This is a genomic window from Lujinxingia vulgaris, from assembly GCF_007997005.1.
Classification (GTDB): Bacteria; Myxococcota_A; Bradymonadia; order Bradymonadales; family Bradymonadaceae; genus Lujinxingia.
The window spans coordinates 198,837-214,663 of the sequence record NZ_VOSL01000044.1; the positions used below are offsets into that span (position 1 = coordinate 198,837).

Annotated in this window: 16 protein-coding genes; 12 read left to right on the forward strand and 4 right to left on the reverse strand. The window is 64.8% G+C overall.

All coding sequences use genetic code 11. The features are described 5' to 3' along the window. Nucleotides 1-16 precede the first annotated feature (16 nt). The gene (locus tag FRC96_RS10020; protein WP_230470090.1) at nt 17-1,648 is read left to right on the forward strand and encodes a serine/threonine protein kinase; all 1,632 of its coding nucleotides are present in this window, start codon (nt 17-19) and stop codon (nt 1,646-1,648) included. A gap of 71 nt (nt 1,649-1,719) precedes the next feature. Here FRC96_RS10020 and FRC96_RS10025 read toward each other — a convergent pair whose 3' ends face one another. Further along, complete coding sequence (locus FRC96_RS10025) at nt 1,720-2,040, reverse strand: hypothetical protein (RefSeq protein ID WP_146974356.1); 321 nt, start codon at nt 2,038-2,040, stop codon at nt 1,720-1,722. Nucleotides 2,041-2,174: 134 nt separating this feature from the next. Here FRC96_RS10025 and FRC96_RS10030 point away from each other — a divergent pair, with 134 nt between their 5' ends. From FRC96_RS10030 to FRC96_RS10070, 9 genes are all read left to right on the forward strand, one after another. After that, nucleotides 2,175-3,257 (forward strand): 1-aminocyclopropane-1-carboxylate deaminase/D-cysteine desulfhydrase, encoded by a 1,083-nt coding sequence (locus FRC96_RS10030; protein WP_230470091.1) that lies wholly within the window; start codon nt 2,175-2,177, stop codon nt 3,255-3,257. A 16-nt stretch (nt 3,258-3,273) separates the two neighbouring features. Continuing rightward, nucleotides 3,274-3,732, forward strand: a complete 459-nt coding sequence (locus tag FRC96_RS10035) for a low molecular weight phosphatase family protein (protein WP_146974358.1) — start codon at nt 3,274-3,276, stop codon at nt 3,730-3,732. Nucleotides 3,733-3,758: 26 nt separating this feature from the next. Then, the gene (gene ruvC / locus FRC96_RS10040) at nt 3,759-4,244 is read left to right on the forward strand and encodes a crossover junction endodeoxyribonuclease RuvC (RefSeq protein WP_146974359.1); all 486 of its coding nucleotides are present in this window, start codon (nt 3,759-3,761) and stop codon (nt 4,242-4,244) included. Nucleotides 4,245-4,282: 38 nt separating this feature from the next. Next, nucleotides 4,283-4,879, forward strand: a complete 597-nt coding sequence (gene ruvA / locus FRC96_RS10045) for a Holliday junction branch migration protein RuvA (protein WP_146974360.1) — start codon at nt 4,283-4,285, stop codon at nt 4,877-4,879. Nucleotides 4,880-4,937: 58 nt separating this feature from the next. Further along, on the forward strand, nt 4,938-5,960 hold the full coding sequence (ruvB, locus tag FRC96_RS10050) for a Holliday junction branch migration DNA helicase RuvB (protein ID WP_146974361.1): 1,023 nt from the start codon (nt 4,938-4,940) through the stop codon (nt 5,958-5,960). Between the two features lie 26 nt (nt 5,961-5,986). After that, nucleotides 5,987-6,565 (forward strand): GTP cyclohydrolase I, encoded by a 579-nt coding sequence (folE, locus tag FRC96_RS10055; protein WP_146974362.1) that lies wholly within the window; start codon nt 5,987-5,989, stop codon nt 6,563-6,565. Then, the gene (locus FRC96_RS10060) at nt 6,562-7,491 is read left to right on the forward strand and encodes an NAD(P)/FAD-dependent oxidoreductase (RefSeq protein WP_146974363.1); all 930 of its coding nucleotides are present in this window, start codon (nt 6,562-6,564) and stop codon (nt 7,489-7,491) included. The genes folE and FRC96_RS10060 overlap by 4 nt, the downstream gene beginning before the upstream one ends. Before the next feature lie 99 nt (nt 7,492-7,590). After that, on the forward strand, nt 7,591-8,931 hold the full coding sequence (locus tag FRC96_RS10065) for an acetyl-CoA carboxylase biotin carboxylase subunit (protein ID WP_146974364.1): 1,341 nt from the start codon (nt 7,591-7,593) through the stop codon (nt 8,929-8,931). A gap of 119 nt (nt 8,932-9,050) precedes the next feature. After that, the gene (locus tag FRC96_RS10070; protein ID WP_146974365.1) at nt 9,051-9,272 is read left to right on the forward strand and encodes an acetyl-CoA carboxylase biotin carboxyl carrier protein subunit; all 222 of its coding nucleotides are present in this window, start codon (nt 9,051-9,053) and stop codon (nt 9,270-9,272) included. On the opposite strand, the gene murD is transcribed toward FRC96_RS10070, so the two are convergent. Together murD and murC are read right to left on the reverse strand one after the other, a co-directional pair. Then, nucleotides 9,256-10,641 (reverse strand): UDP-N-acetylmuramoyl-L-alanine--D-glutamate ligase, encoded by a 1,386-nt coding sequence (gene murD / locus FRC96_RS10075; RefSeq protein ID WP_230470092.1) that lies wholly within the window; start codon nt 10,639-10,641, stop codon nt 9,256-9,258. The genes FRC96_RS10070 and murD overlap by 17 nt on opposite strands. A gap of 4 nt (nt 10,642-10,645) precedes the next feature. Continuing rightward, complete coding sequence (gene murC, locus FRC96_RS10080) at nt 10,646-12,079, reverse strand: UDP-N-acetylmuramate--L-alanine ligase (protein ID WP_146974367.1); 1,434 nt, start codon at nt 12,077-12,079, stop codon at nt 10,646-10,648. A gap of 218 nt (nt 12,080-12,297) precedes the next feature. On the opposite strand from murC, the gene FRC96_RS10085 reads away from it, so the two are divergent. Both FRC96_RS10085 and FRC96_RS10090 read left to right on the forward strand, forming a co-directional pair. Further along, the gene (locus tag FRC96_RS10085) at nt 12,298-13,689 is read left to right on the forward strand and encodes a carbohydrate-binding family 9-like protein (RefSeq protein WP_146974368.1); all 1,392 of its coding nucleotides are present in this window, start codon (nt 12,298-12,300) and stop codon (nt 13,687-13,689) included. A gap of 128 nt (nt 13,690-13,817) precedes the next feature. Continuing rightward, a complete protein-coding gene (locus FRC96_RS10090; protein ID WP_146974369.1) occupies nt 13,818-14,009 on the forward strand; it encodes a TIGR04563 family protein in 192 nt (63 codons plus the stop codon). 113 nt (nt 14,010-14,122) lie between these two features. Here FRC96_RS10090 and FRC96_RS10095 read toward each other — a convergent pair whose 3' ends face one another. Then, a complete protein-coding gene (locus tag FRC96_RS10095; RefSeq protein ID WP_146974370.1) occupies nt 14,123-15,787 on the reverse strand; it encodes a hypothetical protein in 1,665 nt (554 codons plus the stop codon). Between the last annotated feature and the right edge of the window lie 40 nt (nt 15,788-15,827).

Sequence of the window (15,827 nt, forward strand, 5' to 3'; positions counted from 1 at the left end):
CCTAAGGACTTCCACGGTGCGATCACTTGGACCCTATCGCCTCATTGAGCGAATCGGCGTCGGCGGCATGGCCGAAGTCTACCTGGCGCACGCCATGCGCTACGGTGACCTCGTTCAGCCCTGCGTTGTCAAAGTGTTGCACCGCAACCTGGCCGCCGATCGCAGCTTCACGCGCATGCTGCTCGAAGAGGCCAAGCTCATCGCGGTCTTGCGCCACAACAACATCTCGAGCCTCTACGATGTGGGCAGTGAGGATGGAAACTTCTTCCTGGTCATGGAGTACGTCAACGGCCGCGACCTCCACGCCGTACTCGCCGAAGGGGCCCGCCAGAGCTACGCCATCCCGGTAGCGACGGCGGTGCAGATCGCTCGCGACGTGTGCAACGGACTGCAGTTTGCCCACACCCGCACCGGCAGCGACGGCCGTCCGCTGCAGCTGGTCCACCGCGACATCAGTCCGCAAAACATCCTCCTGAGCGTGCTTGGCGAGGTCAAACTCATCGACTTTGGCATCGCCAAGTTCGACTCCAAGATGCGCGAGCGCACCCGCGCCGGCGTCATTAAAGGCAAGTTCGGTTACATGAGCCCCGAGCAGGCCTGGGACGAGCCCCTGGACCATCGCTCCGATCTTTTCTCGGTGGGCATCTGCCTCTATGAGATGCTCACCGGGCGCTCGGTCTATGGCCAGAGCGAAGATCCGCTCACGATGCTCAAGCGCGCGCGCCAGGCCGAGATCGTGCCGATCCAGCAGGCCCGCCCCGGGCTGCCCGAGAGCCTCATCGCGGTGGTGGAGCGCGCGCTGGCCCGCAAACGCGAGGACCGCTACCAGAGCGCCTATGACTTCTCGCAGGCGCTCAGCCAGGTGCTGGCCGAGATCGCGCCGGGGCACACCGGCCTGGAGAGCGGCGCGCTGCTCAAAGAGCTTTTTGAGCAAGAAGACCCGGCGCTGGACTCACTGGCGCGCGCGGCCGCTTCTGCAGACGCGCGTCCCCGCGGCCGTGACCCTCGCTCGCGAACCGCCCGTAAAGCCCCCACGCCTGTGCCCGCCCCCATCGCGGTCGGTGAAATCGAAGAGAGCACCGCCCCGATGCAAGAGGTCCCCGAGGAGGTTCGCTTGAGCGGGGCCTACGCCCAGGTGCGTCCCGACGACGACTTTGCACACCCCGATGACGCCACTCGTGTGAAGACGGTTCCCGCAGACTTCGCCAATGAGAAGACCGAGCTCTTCGATGAGGTGCGCTTCTCCGGCGCCCACGACGCGGTGGCCCGGGAGGCGATCTCGCGCTCCGGACCGCTGCCGACCTTTGAAGACGACTGGGGCGATGACGAAGCGGATCTCGAGCCCGAGACCAACCCGCATCACCGCTCCCCGGAGCTGCCCGACCGATCGCATGAGCGCGCTCGATCGCCCGCCTCCCCCTCGAATCCGCGCGCAGACCTCCAACGCTCCGGGGCTCAGCCCTCGCTCCCGCGGCGAGAGAACACCTCCGAGATGGCTGTAAGTCCGGCGCAAGTCGGGCCCTCGGGGCTTCGTGCGGCCGAGGTTGACCGGGCCGGCGGCGCAAAGATGGACCGCCGCACCCAGATCATCGTCGGGGTGGTGCTGGTGCTGGCTGCGTTGGGCTTTATCGCGACGCGCTTCCTTTAGGGCTCGCGTCGCGCGCGCTCACCGCCCCGTTCGCCAGGGCCGCTGTTTGATGATTGCCCGGCGCCGGTGGCTCAGTCGTCGATGCCGAAGTCTTCGCGCACCGCAAACTCGGGCCCATCCCCATCGACGGGCTGCTCGCCATCGCCTTGATCGACGTAGGTCTGAAACTTCATAAAGGAGAGCGCCTGCTGGTTGTAGGCCGCGCTCTCCGGCGAGCGAAAGACGTAGCGGATCGCCTCGACCTCGCGCCCCTCTTCGTCTTTGCCGGCCTGCAGAATCGCGCCCATCGCGTTGAGCTCCTCGCGGGGCACCAGCGTTTTGGGGGAATCAAAGGTGGGGTAGACGCGGATCAACTTCTGCGAGGCGTCGTAGTCGCTGCGTGGCTTGCTCATATAAGGCTCCATCCAGTGGGTGAAGAAAAGGTCAGAAACGACACTGCGTGAAGTAACATCGCGACGGTCGCAAGTACTTCCACATCACGAGCGCAAAGATAACACCGCCCGGCTCAAAACACATGGGAAGGTCTATGAACGATCTGGAAATCTTCGAGCGCTACCCGGCTACCCGGGCCCTGGGCCATGTGCGCCTGGGCAACCTCCCCACGCCGATCGAGGCGTACTCCGCGCTGGCCGACGACGTGGGTGTGGGCGAGCTCTGGGTCAAACGCGACGACCTCACCGGAAGCCTCTACGGCGGTAACAAGGTGCGAAAGCTGGAGTTCATCCTGGCCGACGCCCTGGCCGGTGGCCATGAGCGGGTCTGGACGGTCGGCGCGCTGGGAAGCCATCACGTCCTGGCCACCGCCCTTTATGCCCGGGAGGTGGGGCTTGAGCCCCATGCGCTGCACTTCCCACAGCCGATGACCGCGCATGTGCTGGAGGTCTTACGCGCGCTCAGCACCACGCAGCCGGTGCTCACGCCGGTGGAGTCCAAAAACGGGCTGCCCTTCGCGATGGCGAAGACGCATATCCGCGAGTGGCTCTCCCGCGACAAGAATCCCTACTACATCCCCGGCGGCGGCTCCTCGCCACTGGGAGTGGTGGGCTACGTCAACGCCGCGCTGGAGCTGGCCCGGCAGATCGAGGATGGCGAGTGCCCCGAGCCCGATGCGATCTACGTCGCCGCGGGCACCTGCGGCACGCTCGCGGGCCTGATTCTGGGCGCGCACCTGGCCGGGCTCCGCTCCAGGATCGTCGGCGTGCGTGTCGTCGACAAAGTCGTGTGCAACGCCCCGCTCACCGCCCATATGGCCAATAAAACCTCCCAGCTCATCCGCGACGCCGGCGGTCCCGACCTGCCCAAAATCTGCGCCTCGGATGTCACCCTCCTCGACGACTTCTTCGGCGAGGGTTATGGCGAGGAGACCCCCGAGGGGTTGCGCGTTATGGAGGTCGTCGCGGAGCACACCGACCTGGAGCTTGAGCCGACCTACACGGCCAAAACCTTCGCCGCGCTGGCCGCGCACGCCGAGAGCCTGGCTGACAAACGCGTGCTCTACTGGCATACCCTCAGTGGCGCCGACCTAAGCCCGCTTATCGCCCGCGCCAACATCGATCGCGATCTTCCGCCATCGTATCGCGCGCTCTTCGACACTCCCCTGCCCCGCTGATGCCTCTCGAGACACCATGACCACTCGCCGCATCATCTGTGTCTGCACCGGCAACATCTGCCGTTCGCCGATGGCGGCGGCGTTGCTGCGCGTGAAGTTGCAGCAACGCGCCGTGGTGATCTCCGCGGGCACGCTCGGGCTTGTGGGGCGCCCGGCCGCTCAATTCGCTCAGATGGCCGTGGAGCGCTTCGGCGCTTCTCTCGAAGACCACCGCTCCCAGGGGGTCTCTTTGCCGCTGATGCGCATGGCGGACCACATTCTGGTGATGTCGCCGCGCCATAGCCGCCATCTTCTGCAGCTCGCACCGGATCTTCAGAGCCGGCTGGTCGAGATCTGGCGCTTCGATCCCGAGCAGCAGGTTGAGACGGGCATCCCGGACCCGGTGGGCCAGAACCGCGAGGTGTTTGAGCATTGCTGCGCGATCATCGATCGCAGCATCGACGCCTGGATCGGCACCCTGAACCTCCCGCACTAACGACTCGCCATACCCTCGGAACCCTTGTGATTGTCATCGGCATCGACCCCGGCAGCCGCTTTACGGGCTACGGTCTGGTCAAAAAACGCGGCCAGGAGCTCGAACACGTCGCCAGCGGGCGCATCAACGCCTCGCGCGCCAAAACCTTCATTGAGCGTCTGGAGATCATCTACGGCGGCTTGAGCGCCGTGCTCAACGAGTATTCGGTCGATGAGGCCGCCGTGGAGAGCGTCTTTGTGGCCCGCAACGCCATGTCGACCATCAAGCTCGGCCAGGCCCGAGGCGTCGCGCTCCTGGCGCTGAGCCACGCCAACCTCGCGCTCAACGAATACGCGCCGACGCTGGTCAAACAGGCCGTCACCGGGCGCGGGCGCGCCTCCAAAGACACCGTCGGCCAGATGGTGCGCGTGCATCTGGGCCTGCGCGGGGAGCTGGCCGAAGACGCCGCCGACGCCCTGGCGGTTGCGATTTGCCACTGTCAGGCGTTCGACTTTCAGCGCCGCCTGCAATAGAGTGGCGCTGAACATGCTCTCAGGATGGAATCCAGTCTATGATCGCACATCTTACAGGCCGCCTGCTCACCACCGAGCTCGACAGCGTCATCCTCGACGTCCGCGGCGTTGGCTACCAGGTCTTTGTGCCGGTGGGCAGCGCCGGCAAACTTCGCCCCAATGAGGCTGGCGAGGTCTCGTTGTGGATTCATACCAGCGTGCGCGAAGACGCCATTCAGCTCTACGGCTTCGCCTCGGGCGATGAGCGCCGCCTCTTCGCGAAGCTGATCTCGGTCAGCGGCATCGGCCCCAAGATCGGGCTGGCGGTGCTCTCTGATCTCGACCCGGCCGACGTGGTCATGGCCGTGGAGCTCGACCGGGTGGACACCTTCACCAAAGTCAGCGGCATCGGCAAAAAGACCGCGCAGCGCCTCATCCTCGAGCTTAAGAACGCTCTGGGCGACTTCAGCTTTGAGCGCTCCGTGAGCGAGGTCGCTGTGGAGCGTTCGGCCATCGACGACCTGCGCAGCGCCCTTCAAAACCTGGGCTACCCGCCGGCGATGGTCGACGACACGGTCGACCATGTGGCCCGCGAGGCCACCGACGATCAGCCCGTCGAAGAGCTTCTGCGTATGGCGCTAAAACTCTTGCGCTGAAGCTGCTCCGATACGCCAGATCCCGCACCCACGCACCACCTTTTGAGGAAGTCGTTTTATGCCTCGCGATCCCAACATCGAGATGACGCCCACCGGCGATGATGTCTCCTTCGATGAGTATTTGCGCCCCCGGCGTTTTGAGGAGTTCGTCGGCCAGCAGGCCATCAAGGATAACCTGCGGGTGATGGTGAAGTCGGCCAAGATGCGCCAGGCGCCGCTGGACCACATCCTCTTCAGCGGCCCGCCCGGCCTTGGCAAGACCTCCATGGCGCAGATCCTGGCCGAGGAGATGGGGGTCAATATCCACATCACAAGCGGCCCGGCGCTCGAGAAAAAAGGCGACCTGGCCGGTATCCTCACCTCCCTGGAGAAGGGCGAGATTCTCTTTATTGATGAGGTCCACCGCCTCTCGCCGGTGGTCGAAGAGAACCTCTACCCGGCGATGGAAGACTTCTACTTCGACATTGTGATTGGCGAGGGCCCACACGCCCGCAACATGAAGCTGACGCTGCCTCCCTTTACGCTTGTGGGCGCGACCACCCGCTCCGGACTTCTGACCGCGCCGATGCGCGACCGCTTCGGCTATGTGGCACGCCTGGACTATTACGACGCCGACGACCTGAAGTCGGTCTTGCAGCGCTCGGCGCGCATTTTGGACATCGGCCTCTCGGAGCGCGGAGCGTTTGAGATCGCGCGGCGCAGCCGTGGCACCCCGCGCATCGCCAACCGCCTGCTCAACCGCGTCCGCGACTACGCCGTGGTCGGAAATCACAGCACCATCGACGATGAGCTGGCCGATTACGCCCTGGAACGCCTGGAAGTCGACTCGGCCGGCTTTGATTATCTGGACCGCCTTTACCTCGACGCGCTCGTGGTCAAGTTCGGCGGCGGGCCCACCGGACTCGATACTCTGGCCAGCAGCATCGGTGAGGCCCGCCACACCATCGAAGAAGTGATCGAGCCCTACCTTTTGCAGCAGGGCTTTATTCAGCGCACCCCGCGCGGGCGCGTGGCCTCAGCCAGCGCCTTTCGCCATCTGGGAGTGCCCATCAACAGCGGCAACCAGAACACCATCTTCTAACACGCCAAACCCGCGGTGCAGGTCGTATGAGTGATGAGGCAGTCGAGCATTTTCGAGCCTTCATGAAGGCAGTGGGGTTGCATGCCGACCAGGACCCGGAGCTCGCCCGCACCGCGGAGCGTTTCACCGGGTTGATGGATGAGCTCTTCAGCGGGCTTAACGAAGCGGCGCCCCAGATCAGCACCTTTGAGGCGCCGGGGCTTAACGAATCGACCGGCGGCAGCCGCCCGGTGCTCACCTGCGCGCTTCCCTTCCAGAGCATGTGCGTTCATCACCTCCTGCCCTTCTTTGGCACGGTGGATGTGGCCTACGTGCCTGCCGAGCACATCGTGGGTTTTGGCAGCATCGGGCGCGTGATCGACCATTTTGCCGCAAAACCTCAGGTGCAGGAGCGTTTGATCATCGAGATCGCTGAGCACCTGCAGACCACGCTTAACCCGGCCGGCCTGCTTGTGCGACTGCGCGCCCGACAGCTCTGCATGGAGATGCGAGGAGCTCATAAGCATGGCGAGCTCATCTCGATCGAGGCCCGCGGCGTGCTCGCCAGCGGAGAGCTGCGGGCCGAGTGCATGGCGCAGTTTCAGCGCGCGGAGAAGACGCTATGAGCGAGGACGCCCGGGCTCTGATCGTCGGCGGCGGGGTCGCCGCGGTGAGCGCCGCGCTCTGGCTGCATGACTTCGGCGTGCCCTTCGACTGGGTGGACGCCCGCGGCGAGGTCGGCGGAATGCTGCTGCGCGTCAACAACCGCATCGGCAACTTTCCGGGCACCGAGTGGGCCCACGGTCGTGAACTCGCCAGCGCGCTCCGAGCGCAGGTTTCCAAGCATGACCTGCGCCCCGAGACGGCGACCCTGGTGAAGTTGCACCCCGCCCCCGATGCCCCGAACACCGCACTGCGCGCGGACTTCGAGGGGCTCCCCTCCCGCCACTATGAGGCTGTGGCGCTGGCCACGGGCAGCCGCTACCGCACCCTGGGGGTGCCTGGTGAGGCCGAGGGCCTGGGCCGCTATGTCAGCCAGAGCGCGATGGCCGACGCCGAGCGTTTTGCCGGCCGGGAGGTCGCGGTGGTCGGCGGCGGCGACGCCGCCCTGGAGAACGCGCTGCGTCTGGCAAGTTTTGACTGCCGGGTACACCTCCTGATGCGCAGCGCTCCGCGCGCTCGAGAGAGTTTTCTGGAGGACGCCCGGCAGAACCCGAGCGTCACGCTCTGGCCAACCCCCGCCGAGGTAACCAGAATCACCCCCGTCGACGAGGGCTGTGAGCTCTCCCTTGAGGGCGGCGACCCTCCCGAGACTCTGCGCGTGGCCGCGCTCTTTGTGCGCATCGGCATCGCGCCGTTGCTCCCGGATGTCCCCGGCCTCAAGCTCGACGCACGGGGCTTTGTGCACACCGACGCCGGCTGTCGCACGGGCCTGACGGGCGTGTTCGCCATCGGTGACATTCGCCACACGCCGCTGCGCTCGGTGGCGACGGCCTCCGGCGATGGCGCGCTGGCCGCGCGCCTGATCGCCACCGACCTCGGCTATCTTTGACCCTGCTTAACCTCTCGTGCTACCTCGCACCACGAGCACACATCACACCGCCATCCCCCCGGGATTATTGGGATAACCTTCTGCATGAGGAACTCGCTGATGTTTAAAGCCGTCTTGATCGCCAACCGCGGTGAGATCGCCGCCCGCATCGCCCGCACCTGCAAGCGCATGGGCATCCGCACCGTCGCCGTTTACAGCGAAGCCGACGAGGGCGCGCCGCACACCCAGATCGCCGACGAGGCCTATCTGATTGGCCCGGCGCACGTCACCAAGAGCTACCTCAACGCCGAGCGCATCCTGGAGGTCGCCCGCGAAGCGGGCGTCGACGCCATTCACCCTGGCTACGGGCTTTTGAGCGAGAACTCCGACTTCGTTCACGCCGTCGAAGCCGCCGGCATCACCTTCATCGGCCCGCGCGCCGAGGTCATGGAACTGATGGGGGATAAGGCTCGCGCCCGCGAGTTTGCCCAGAAGGCGGGCGTGCCCGTGGTCCCCGGCTCCGACGGGGTCGTGGCCGACGAAGACGCCGCCGTCGCGCTCGCTGAGAGCATCGGCTTTCCGATCCTCGTCAAGGCGTCGGCCGGCGGCGGGGGCATCGGCATGAACCTGGCCAAAAACGAGAAGAAACTGCGCAAGGCGGTGCAGGCCTCGGTGCGCCGCGCCGAGTCGGCCTTCGGTGACCCGAGCTTCTACCTGGAGCGCTACATTGAGAACCCGCGCCATATTGAGATTCAGGTGCTGGCCGATACGCACGGCAACGCCATTCATCTCTTTGAGCGTGAGTGCAGCGTGCAGCGCCGCCACCAGAAGGTCATCGAAGAAGCGCCCTCCCCGCTCGTCTCACGCCACGATGGTCTGCGCGAGCGCATGTGCGAAGCGGCCCTGGCGCTGGTCCGGGCCAGCGAGTACGTCAACGCGGGCACCGTGGAGTTCATCGCTGATGAGGCCGGCAACTTCTACTTCATCGAGATGAACACGCGCCTGCAGGTCGAGCACCCGGTCACCGAGATGATCGCCGGGCTCGATCTGGTGGAGTGGCAGCTACGCGTCGCCGCCGGCGAAGAGCTCACCCTCGCTCAGGACGCGCTCACCATTGATGGCCACGCCATCGAGTGTCGCCTCTATGCCGAGAACCCCGAGAAGATGTTCATGCCCGCCCCGGGCACCATCACCACCTTTAAAGCGCCGACTGGCGAGGGCGTGCGTCTGGATAGCGGCGTCGACGCCGGCCGCGAGGTCACCCCCTATTACGACCCGCTCATCGCCAAGCTCATTGTGCACGCCACCGACCGCTCGGCAGCCATTGAGAAGATGAAAGGCGCGCTCACCGAGATGGAGATTGGCGGATTGACCACCAACCTCAGCATGCACATCGATCTGATGGATGACGCCGACTTCCAGGCCGGTGACATTCACACCGGCTGGCTTGAGAAGCGCTGAGGCTTTAGAGCAGCGCACTCACCACTGGAAAATTTCGGGGCTCCGTGCGAAGACTCTCCGCGTCGCACAGAGCCCCTTAGATCACGTTAGTACACGCTGAATACTGGAAGGAGATTGTCATGGCTGAAGAAGTCCGCGCGCACATCACCGGCACCGTCTGGAAGATCGAAGTCGAGATTGGCGAGGAGGTCGAAGAAGACGATGACCTCATCATCCTCGAGTCGATGAAGATGGAGATGCCGGTGCCCGCGCCCTGCGACGGCGTCGTCAAAGAGATCCTCATCAAAGAGGGAGACGCCGTCGACGAAGATCAGGTGCTGATCATTATGGAAGAGAGCTGATCAGCGCTTCGACCGCGGCCTGGAAGACCCGGCCGCGGTGGGCATAGCTCTCGAACATATCGAAGCTGGAACAGGCCGGGCTGAGCACAACAGTGCTCCCCGGCCTGGCCCGTTTAAAAGCCTGCTCGACGGCATCTTCCATCGAAGTCGCGCGGCAGACCTTTGTCGCCCCTGCGGCTTTAAGCGCGTCTTCCATGCGCCCGGCGATCTCGCCAAGGAGCACCACGGCGCCGGCTTCGCACGCCACGTGTTTGGCCCAGCCCTTGAGGTCCAGCCCCTTGTCGACACCTCCGGCGATCACCACAAAGCCCGCGTCCAGGTTCTGCAACCCGGCCAGTGAGGCGTGGGCGTTGGTCGCCTTGGAGTCGTCCACAAAGCTCACCTCATTGCCCTCGCCCACATACTCCATGCGGTGCGCGAGCGGCTCAAAGCTGAGCGCGGCCTCGGTGATATGCTCCCAGCTCACGCCTACGCTGCGCGCCAGGGCGGCGGCGCAGGCCAGGTTGAGCTGGTTATGGGCGCCAAAGAGCTCGGTGTCGTCAAAGGACTCCAGCCAGCAGAGATCGACGCCGTCCTCCTCGCGCGTCCAGCCCTGGTCGTCGTCGAACCACACCGCCTCATCGAGCTCCGAGACATCGTCGGGGCGGTTTGAGAACCCCACCACCCGTTGACCTTTTGGCTCCTTGAACCACCGGCGCACCAGGCGGTCACGCATCGGCACCACCGCCACCCCTTCGCCTTTCTGAAGCTCAAAGATGCGCAGCTTGGCGGCGGCGTACTCCCCAAAACTCTCAAAATAGTCGAGGTGGTCGGCGGCCACGTTGGTCACCGTGGCGGCGGTCGGCTGCGGGTTATGGCAGCTCCAGAGCTGAAACGCGCTCAGCTCGGCCACGACCACCGCGTCTTCACTCAGCGCTTCGACCACCGCGCACAGCGGCAGGCCGATGTTGCCGGCGACCACATGCTCCACATCGGCCTGCTGCAACATCTGCCCCACCAGTGAGGTGGTGGTGGTCTTACCGTCGGTGCCCGTGATGCCAATCCAGCGGGTTTTGCTGGCCTCCCACGCAAGCTCCACCTCCGAGATCACGTGCGCGCCCTGCTCACGCGCCCGCTCAAAGTCGGGGTGCGAGGGCTTCATGCCTGGCGAAACCACGATGACTTCGCGCGCATCGAGCACGTTCTGGCCACCGACCAGCTTCACTCCCGGGTGCAGGCGTTCCTGAACCTCCGCCAGCGCATCGAGGGGTTTGATGTCGCTCAAAACAACGTCTTTGCCTCGACGCGCCAGCAGGTTAGCCGCCGCCACACCGCTGACGCCGGCACCCCACACCGCAAATCGCTGATGGTTCAGAAAATTCTCACGCATCGTCTTATTCACCCTCGTTGAGCGGGCCGTCGAAACGCGGCTGGGCCGCATCATCGCCTTCGGTTTTGGCCGCGCGGCGCGCGAACTCCGCCAGAATCTGGTCCGCCTGGCGGAAGAAGTCATCCCCGCCGAAGAAGATGATCTTATCGCCCGGCTTGACCGTCTCCAGCAGGTAGTCGTTGATGTCGGGCTGGTTGGGGATGAAGGTCACCGGAAGGCCGTTGGCCTCAATGCGGTCGACCACCGTCTGGGTGTTGATGCCCGGGATGGGGTCTTCTTCGGCAGCGTACATCGTGGTGATGATCACTTCATCGCTCCCCTGGAACGCCTCGCCATACTCATCTTTGAGGTACTTGATGAGCGTGTAGCGGTAGGGTTTGAACACGCTGATGACGCGCCCGTCCACCAGGTCTTTGGCCGACTCCAGCACCTTTTTGATGCCCGTCGGGTGGCTGATGTAATCCTTGACGATGGTCACCCCACCGCCCTGGGCGATGGTGAAGCGGTTCTCCAGGCCCTTGTAGGTCGCCAGCGCCTTGCCAATGACCTCGGGAGCCACACCGATGCGCCGCGCCACAGCAATCGCCCCCATGGCGTTGACCACGTTGTAGCGCCCCGGGAGGTTGAGCTCCCAGTCGCCCAATACCTCGTCGCGGTGGTAGGCGCGGTAGCGGATCGGGAGCTGCCCCTTGTCGAGAAGCTCGCCGCGAAACTCCGCGCGATGCTCCATCGAGTAGCCGGTCGGCCGCAGGTTGACCCGCTCCACAAGCTCGCGGTTGCCGGCGCAGTCCAGGTTCACAAACGCCTCTTTAAGGCGGGTGTTCGATTCGAGGAAGCTCGCCATCTTGGCGATGATGTCGTCGAGGCCGTCGTAGTAGTTGAGGTGGTCGAGCTCCAGGAAGTTGCAGACCACGTAGTCGCACGCGATGTTGTGGTGCGAGCCGTCGCTCTCATCGACCTCCACGACCATCCACTTGCCGCCGGAGTCGCGGGCGTTGACGCCGAAGTTGTTGAGCATCCCGCCGATGACAAAGCCCGGCTCCAGCCCGGCGCACTCCAGAATCCAGGCGATCATCGACGAGACGGTGCCTTTGCCGTGGGTGCCCGTCACGCCGATGGTGCGGTAGCCCTCCAGAAGCTTTGCGAGGATTGAGGAGCGATGCTCCACCGGGATGCCCGCCTTACGCGCGGCCACAAGCTCGACGTTCTCGTCGGGGATGGCGGTGGAGACGACCACAAGGTCGGCCCCCTCCACGTTTTTCGGGTCATGGCCGATGACGATGTTCATGCCCTCGGCGCGCAGCGCCTCGGTCAGCGAGCTCTCGCGCACATCGGAACCGGTGACCTCGACGCCTCGCGCATGCAGAATGCGCGCGACCGCCGATACCCCGATGCCGCCAATCCCCAGCATATGCACTCGCCCAATCCCGTCTATCATCGCCTGACCTTTCGCTTGATGTGTGATGGTAATCGTCAACCTCAGCGCCGCGCGCCTCTGGCGCCGTGAGGTAGCACACTTGCGCGGCGCTCGCCAATTCTCAGCGCCGCAGAGCGTTGCATCGGCGCCGGGCCGTGCGCTAGGTTCGCTGGCAACGACCTTTGCGCCCTATTCCAAACCTTTAAGTGGGCGTCGCCCACTATCGATGAGGTTCTTCGATGTCTTCCCTGATTCGACCCGCCAGCCGACGCGCGCTGGTCTTTTCGCTGGCGCTCTCAGCCGGCACGATCTGCGCGGCCTGCCAGAGCAACGAGCCCCAGATCGTGCTCACCCAGGAGCAATGGAACCAGGTCCGCGAGGATATCCTCGACGAGGCGCCCGAGCCCGAGCATCCCATCGGCGCAACCTACAACGACGCCATCGAGCTCATCGGCCTGGACATCGACGGGGAACTTAAAGCCGGCCAGGAGGTGACGTTTATCTGGTACTGGCGGGCACTTAAAGATGTGAAGCGTGACTGGCAAATCTTTGTGCATTTCGACTCCCAGGTGCACCCGCTGCGCCAGAACCTCGATCATTATCCAGTCGATGAGCTCTACCGCACCTCGCTGTGGAAAGAAGGCCAGATCATCCGTGACAGCCAGACCTTTGTGCTGCGCGAGGACTTCCCCACCGGCGAGGCGCTCCCTTACGTGGGACTCTTCCGCGGCGATGAGCGCGCGCATGTGGAGGGAGAGAACATCACCGACGACCGACGCGCCATCGGCCCTACCTTGAAGATCACCGGCAACCCGCAGCGTGAAGCCGGGCTGCCCCGCCACGAGGTGCGCCGCATCTCCGAGGCCCAGGCCCAGTCCATCACGCTCGACGGCAAGCTCGATGAGCCTGTCTGGACCGAGCTGCAGAGCGTCTCGCTGACCGGGTTCAACCCCCGCGCGCCCTACGAGAGCAATGTGAAGTTGGCCACGGATGCCACCCACCTCTATGTGGGTGCCTACCTGGAAGATGAGCACGTGTGGGGCTCGCTCACCGATCGCGACGATCCGCTCTGGACCCAGGAGGTCTTTGAGTTCTTCATCGCGCCGGGCGGCCCCAACGCGCCCTACGTCGAGCTGCAGGTCAGCCCGCAGAACACCGTGTTCGACGCGCGCTTCCCGCACCGGCCGGGCTCGAAGTCCAAGAGCCGTGATGAAGACATCGCCGCGGCCAAGCCCTTCTCGATGGAAGGTCTTGAGACGGCGGTGCACATCGAAGGCACGCTCAACGACGAGGAGAACAAAGACCGTTTCTGGTCGGTGGAGATGCGCATCCCGCTCTCGGAACTTCCCGGCGTCGACGGCGCGCCTGCCCCCGGGAGCTCCTGGCGGGCGAACCTCTACCGCTTCGATCGCCCCACCGAGGGGCAGACCTTTGCGTACGGCTGGAGCACGCGCCCGCGCCGCGACTTCCACGACGGCAACCAGTTCGGCACGCTGACCTTCGGCGGCGAAGCCGGCGCGGTGCCCGTGCGAAACAACGTCGCGCTGCCCCGGGTTGAAGGCCCCGGCGAAGCCGCCCGCGAGCGCCTGCGCCGCCGCATTCAGAAAGAGCGTGAGGGCGCCTCCAACTAAAACGCACTCCCCCGGTGGCCGGGTGCGCCAGCGCCGCATCTGGCGCTGGCCTCCGGCGACAAGTACGGCTATAGTACTACCATTGGTTACATTTAAATCGGGATAACCACACCAACGAGCGAGTTGTCATGGCGAGTGATAAGCGCAAGCAGAGCCTCTACTTCCCCGAAGACTACCTCGATGAGATCCGCGAGGAGTCGCTGCGACAGGACCGGTCGATGTCCTGGGTCGTGCAGAAAGCCTGGGAGATTGCCCGCGATACCATCAAACAGTTCCCGGCGGCCAACGACTACCTGCAGGGCGAAGACGAGCAAGAGTAAATGTCGACCGGCTCCGACGGCGTCTCCACGTCGCGGGCACCGAGGCGATGAAACAAAAAAACGCCGCGTCCTTTTCGGGACGCGGCGTTTTTTGTGGATGCTAACTTGCCGAATTATTCGACCGCTTCCGCATCACCCTCATCAACGCGAGGGTCGGCGTGCACACGGAAGTTCACCACCGACCAGGTCGAGGGCTCCCGGGTCAGCCAGGCGGGCTCGGCGCCGTCGCGCTGCACGCTCCACATGTCGAAGGTGCGGTCGGCCAGGCCCGGATCGACCACGTTGGGGTTGGTCGCCGAGAAGATCAGGTCATTGCCCTGCGGCGAGAGCTTCGCGCTGACGACACGGGTGATGCAGTCGTCGATGACGACCTGCTGCTCGATCTCGTCGTAGCAGCGCGACTCATCAAAGTCGTCGCCCTGCGGGTTGCCGTAGATCTCATCGAAGGTGCCCGTCTGCGGGTCGATGCGGGTGATCGCCGAGAGCGGGATGTTGGCCTCGGTGCCCTCACCGGCCGCTTCGCCAAGGGGACGCACGCAGTCGCGGGCGGCAGCCACATAGATGCGGCCGTCTTCGCCGAAGGTCATCTCGCTGTCGATGTCGGTGTAGGCAAACGAACCATCTTCACGCGTCCAGTCGCAGCCCGCGCGGGTGGGCTCGCCCTGCTGCGGGAAGTGCGGCAGGCCGTAGACCACGCGCTGCGGCATGCACATCGCGCGGTCGAAGTCGTCGGTGGCCGCATCGCAGCGGTGCACCGGGCCGCACTCCGCATCGGAGGAGCAGGCCCCACCGAGGTTTGAGGCGTTGCTCATGTCGATGATGTTGACCGTGGCCTCGATGGCCGTGCAGCGGTTCTCATCGCCGCACTCCTGCGCGGTGCCCGAGCAGTCGGCGTTGGAGTTGCAGGCGTTGTAGTTGTTGGGGCCCACGGTGATGAAGGAGACGAGGTTGCCGTCGGGGCTAAACGCCGTGGGCAGCGCGCCAATGTAGTAGCTTCCCGCCTCTCCGGGGAAGTTGGCGCCACTGATGGTGATCAGGTTGTCTTCGGCGCTGATCGGAGTGCCGAGCTCGCCGACGAGCACGGTGACCGAGTCCAGCGTCGGCTGGTAGAGCGCGGTGCGACCGCTTTCCGGGTCGACATCCCAGTGTGCGGGCACCGGAGCTTCGTCGCCTTCGGGCTCGGTGGCGACCACGCCGATGACCTGCGCGTCGCCGCCGATCTCTTTGTAGTAGGCGGTGTCGCCGTCGACGTAGGCCACGCCGGCGCCGCGCACGCGCGCATCAAGCACGCCGGACTCCGAGAGCTCCAGCGCACCGGTGACCTCCAGGGAGTCCGGATCGATGGCGGCGGTGTAGATGTCTTGAAGTCCGCCCGCGCCGTTCTCCATGTAGATAAAGTGCGAGAGGTTCTCGGTCACGCCGCAGAGGTTGGGCGGGGTGCAGTCGGCGCTCTCCGGGACGATGGAGTTATGCGTCGCATCGCTGGTGGCGTAGAGCCGTACGTCGTACTCCTGGTTCGGCGGGAAGCTGCGCCGCACGTACGAGATGACGTAGTCTTCGTCTTCAATGACGGGCTCTTCACCGACATCGCCCTCGGGGTTCGGGCCGCAGGTGCCGTCTTCCAGGCAGATGTTGGGGTCGGTGCAGTCGGCGTTGCTCTCACAGGCCGCGCCCTCCCCGCCGTCGCCATCGTCGCCCGAACAGGCGCTCGCCATCCCGAAGGCCATCGCGCCGCTCAAAAGCAGCGGCCAGCCCAACTTCATCGCATCACATCGCATCGTTCCTGCTCCTTACTTATGGAAAGACAGCTCAAGGCAT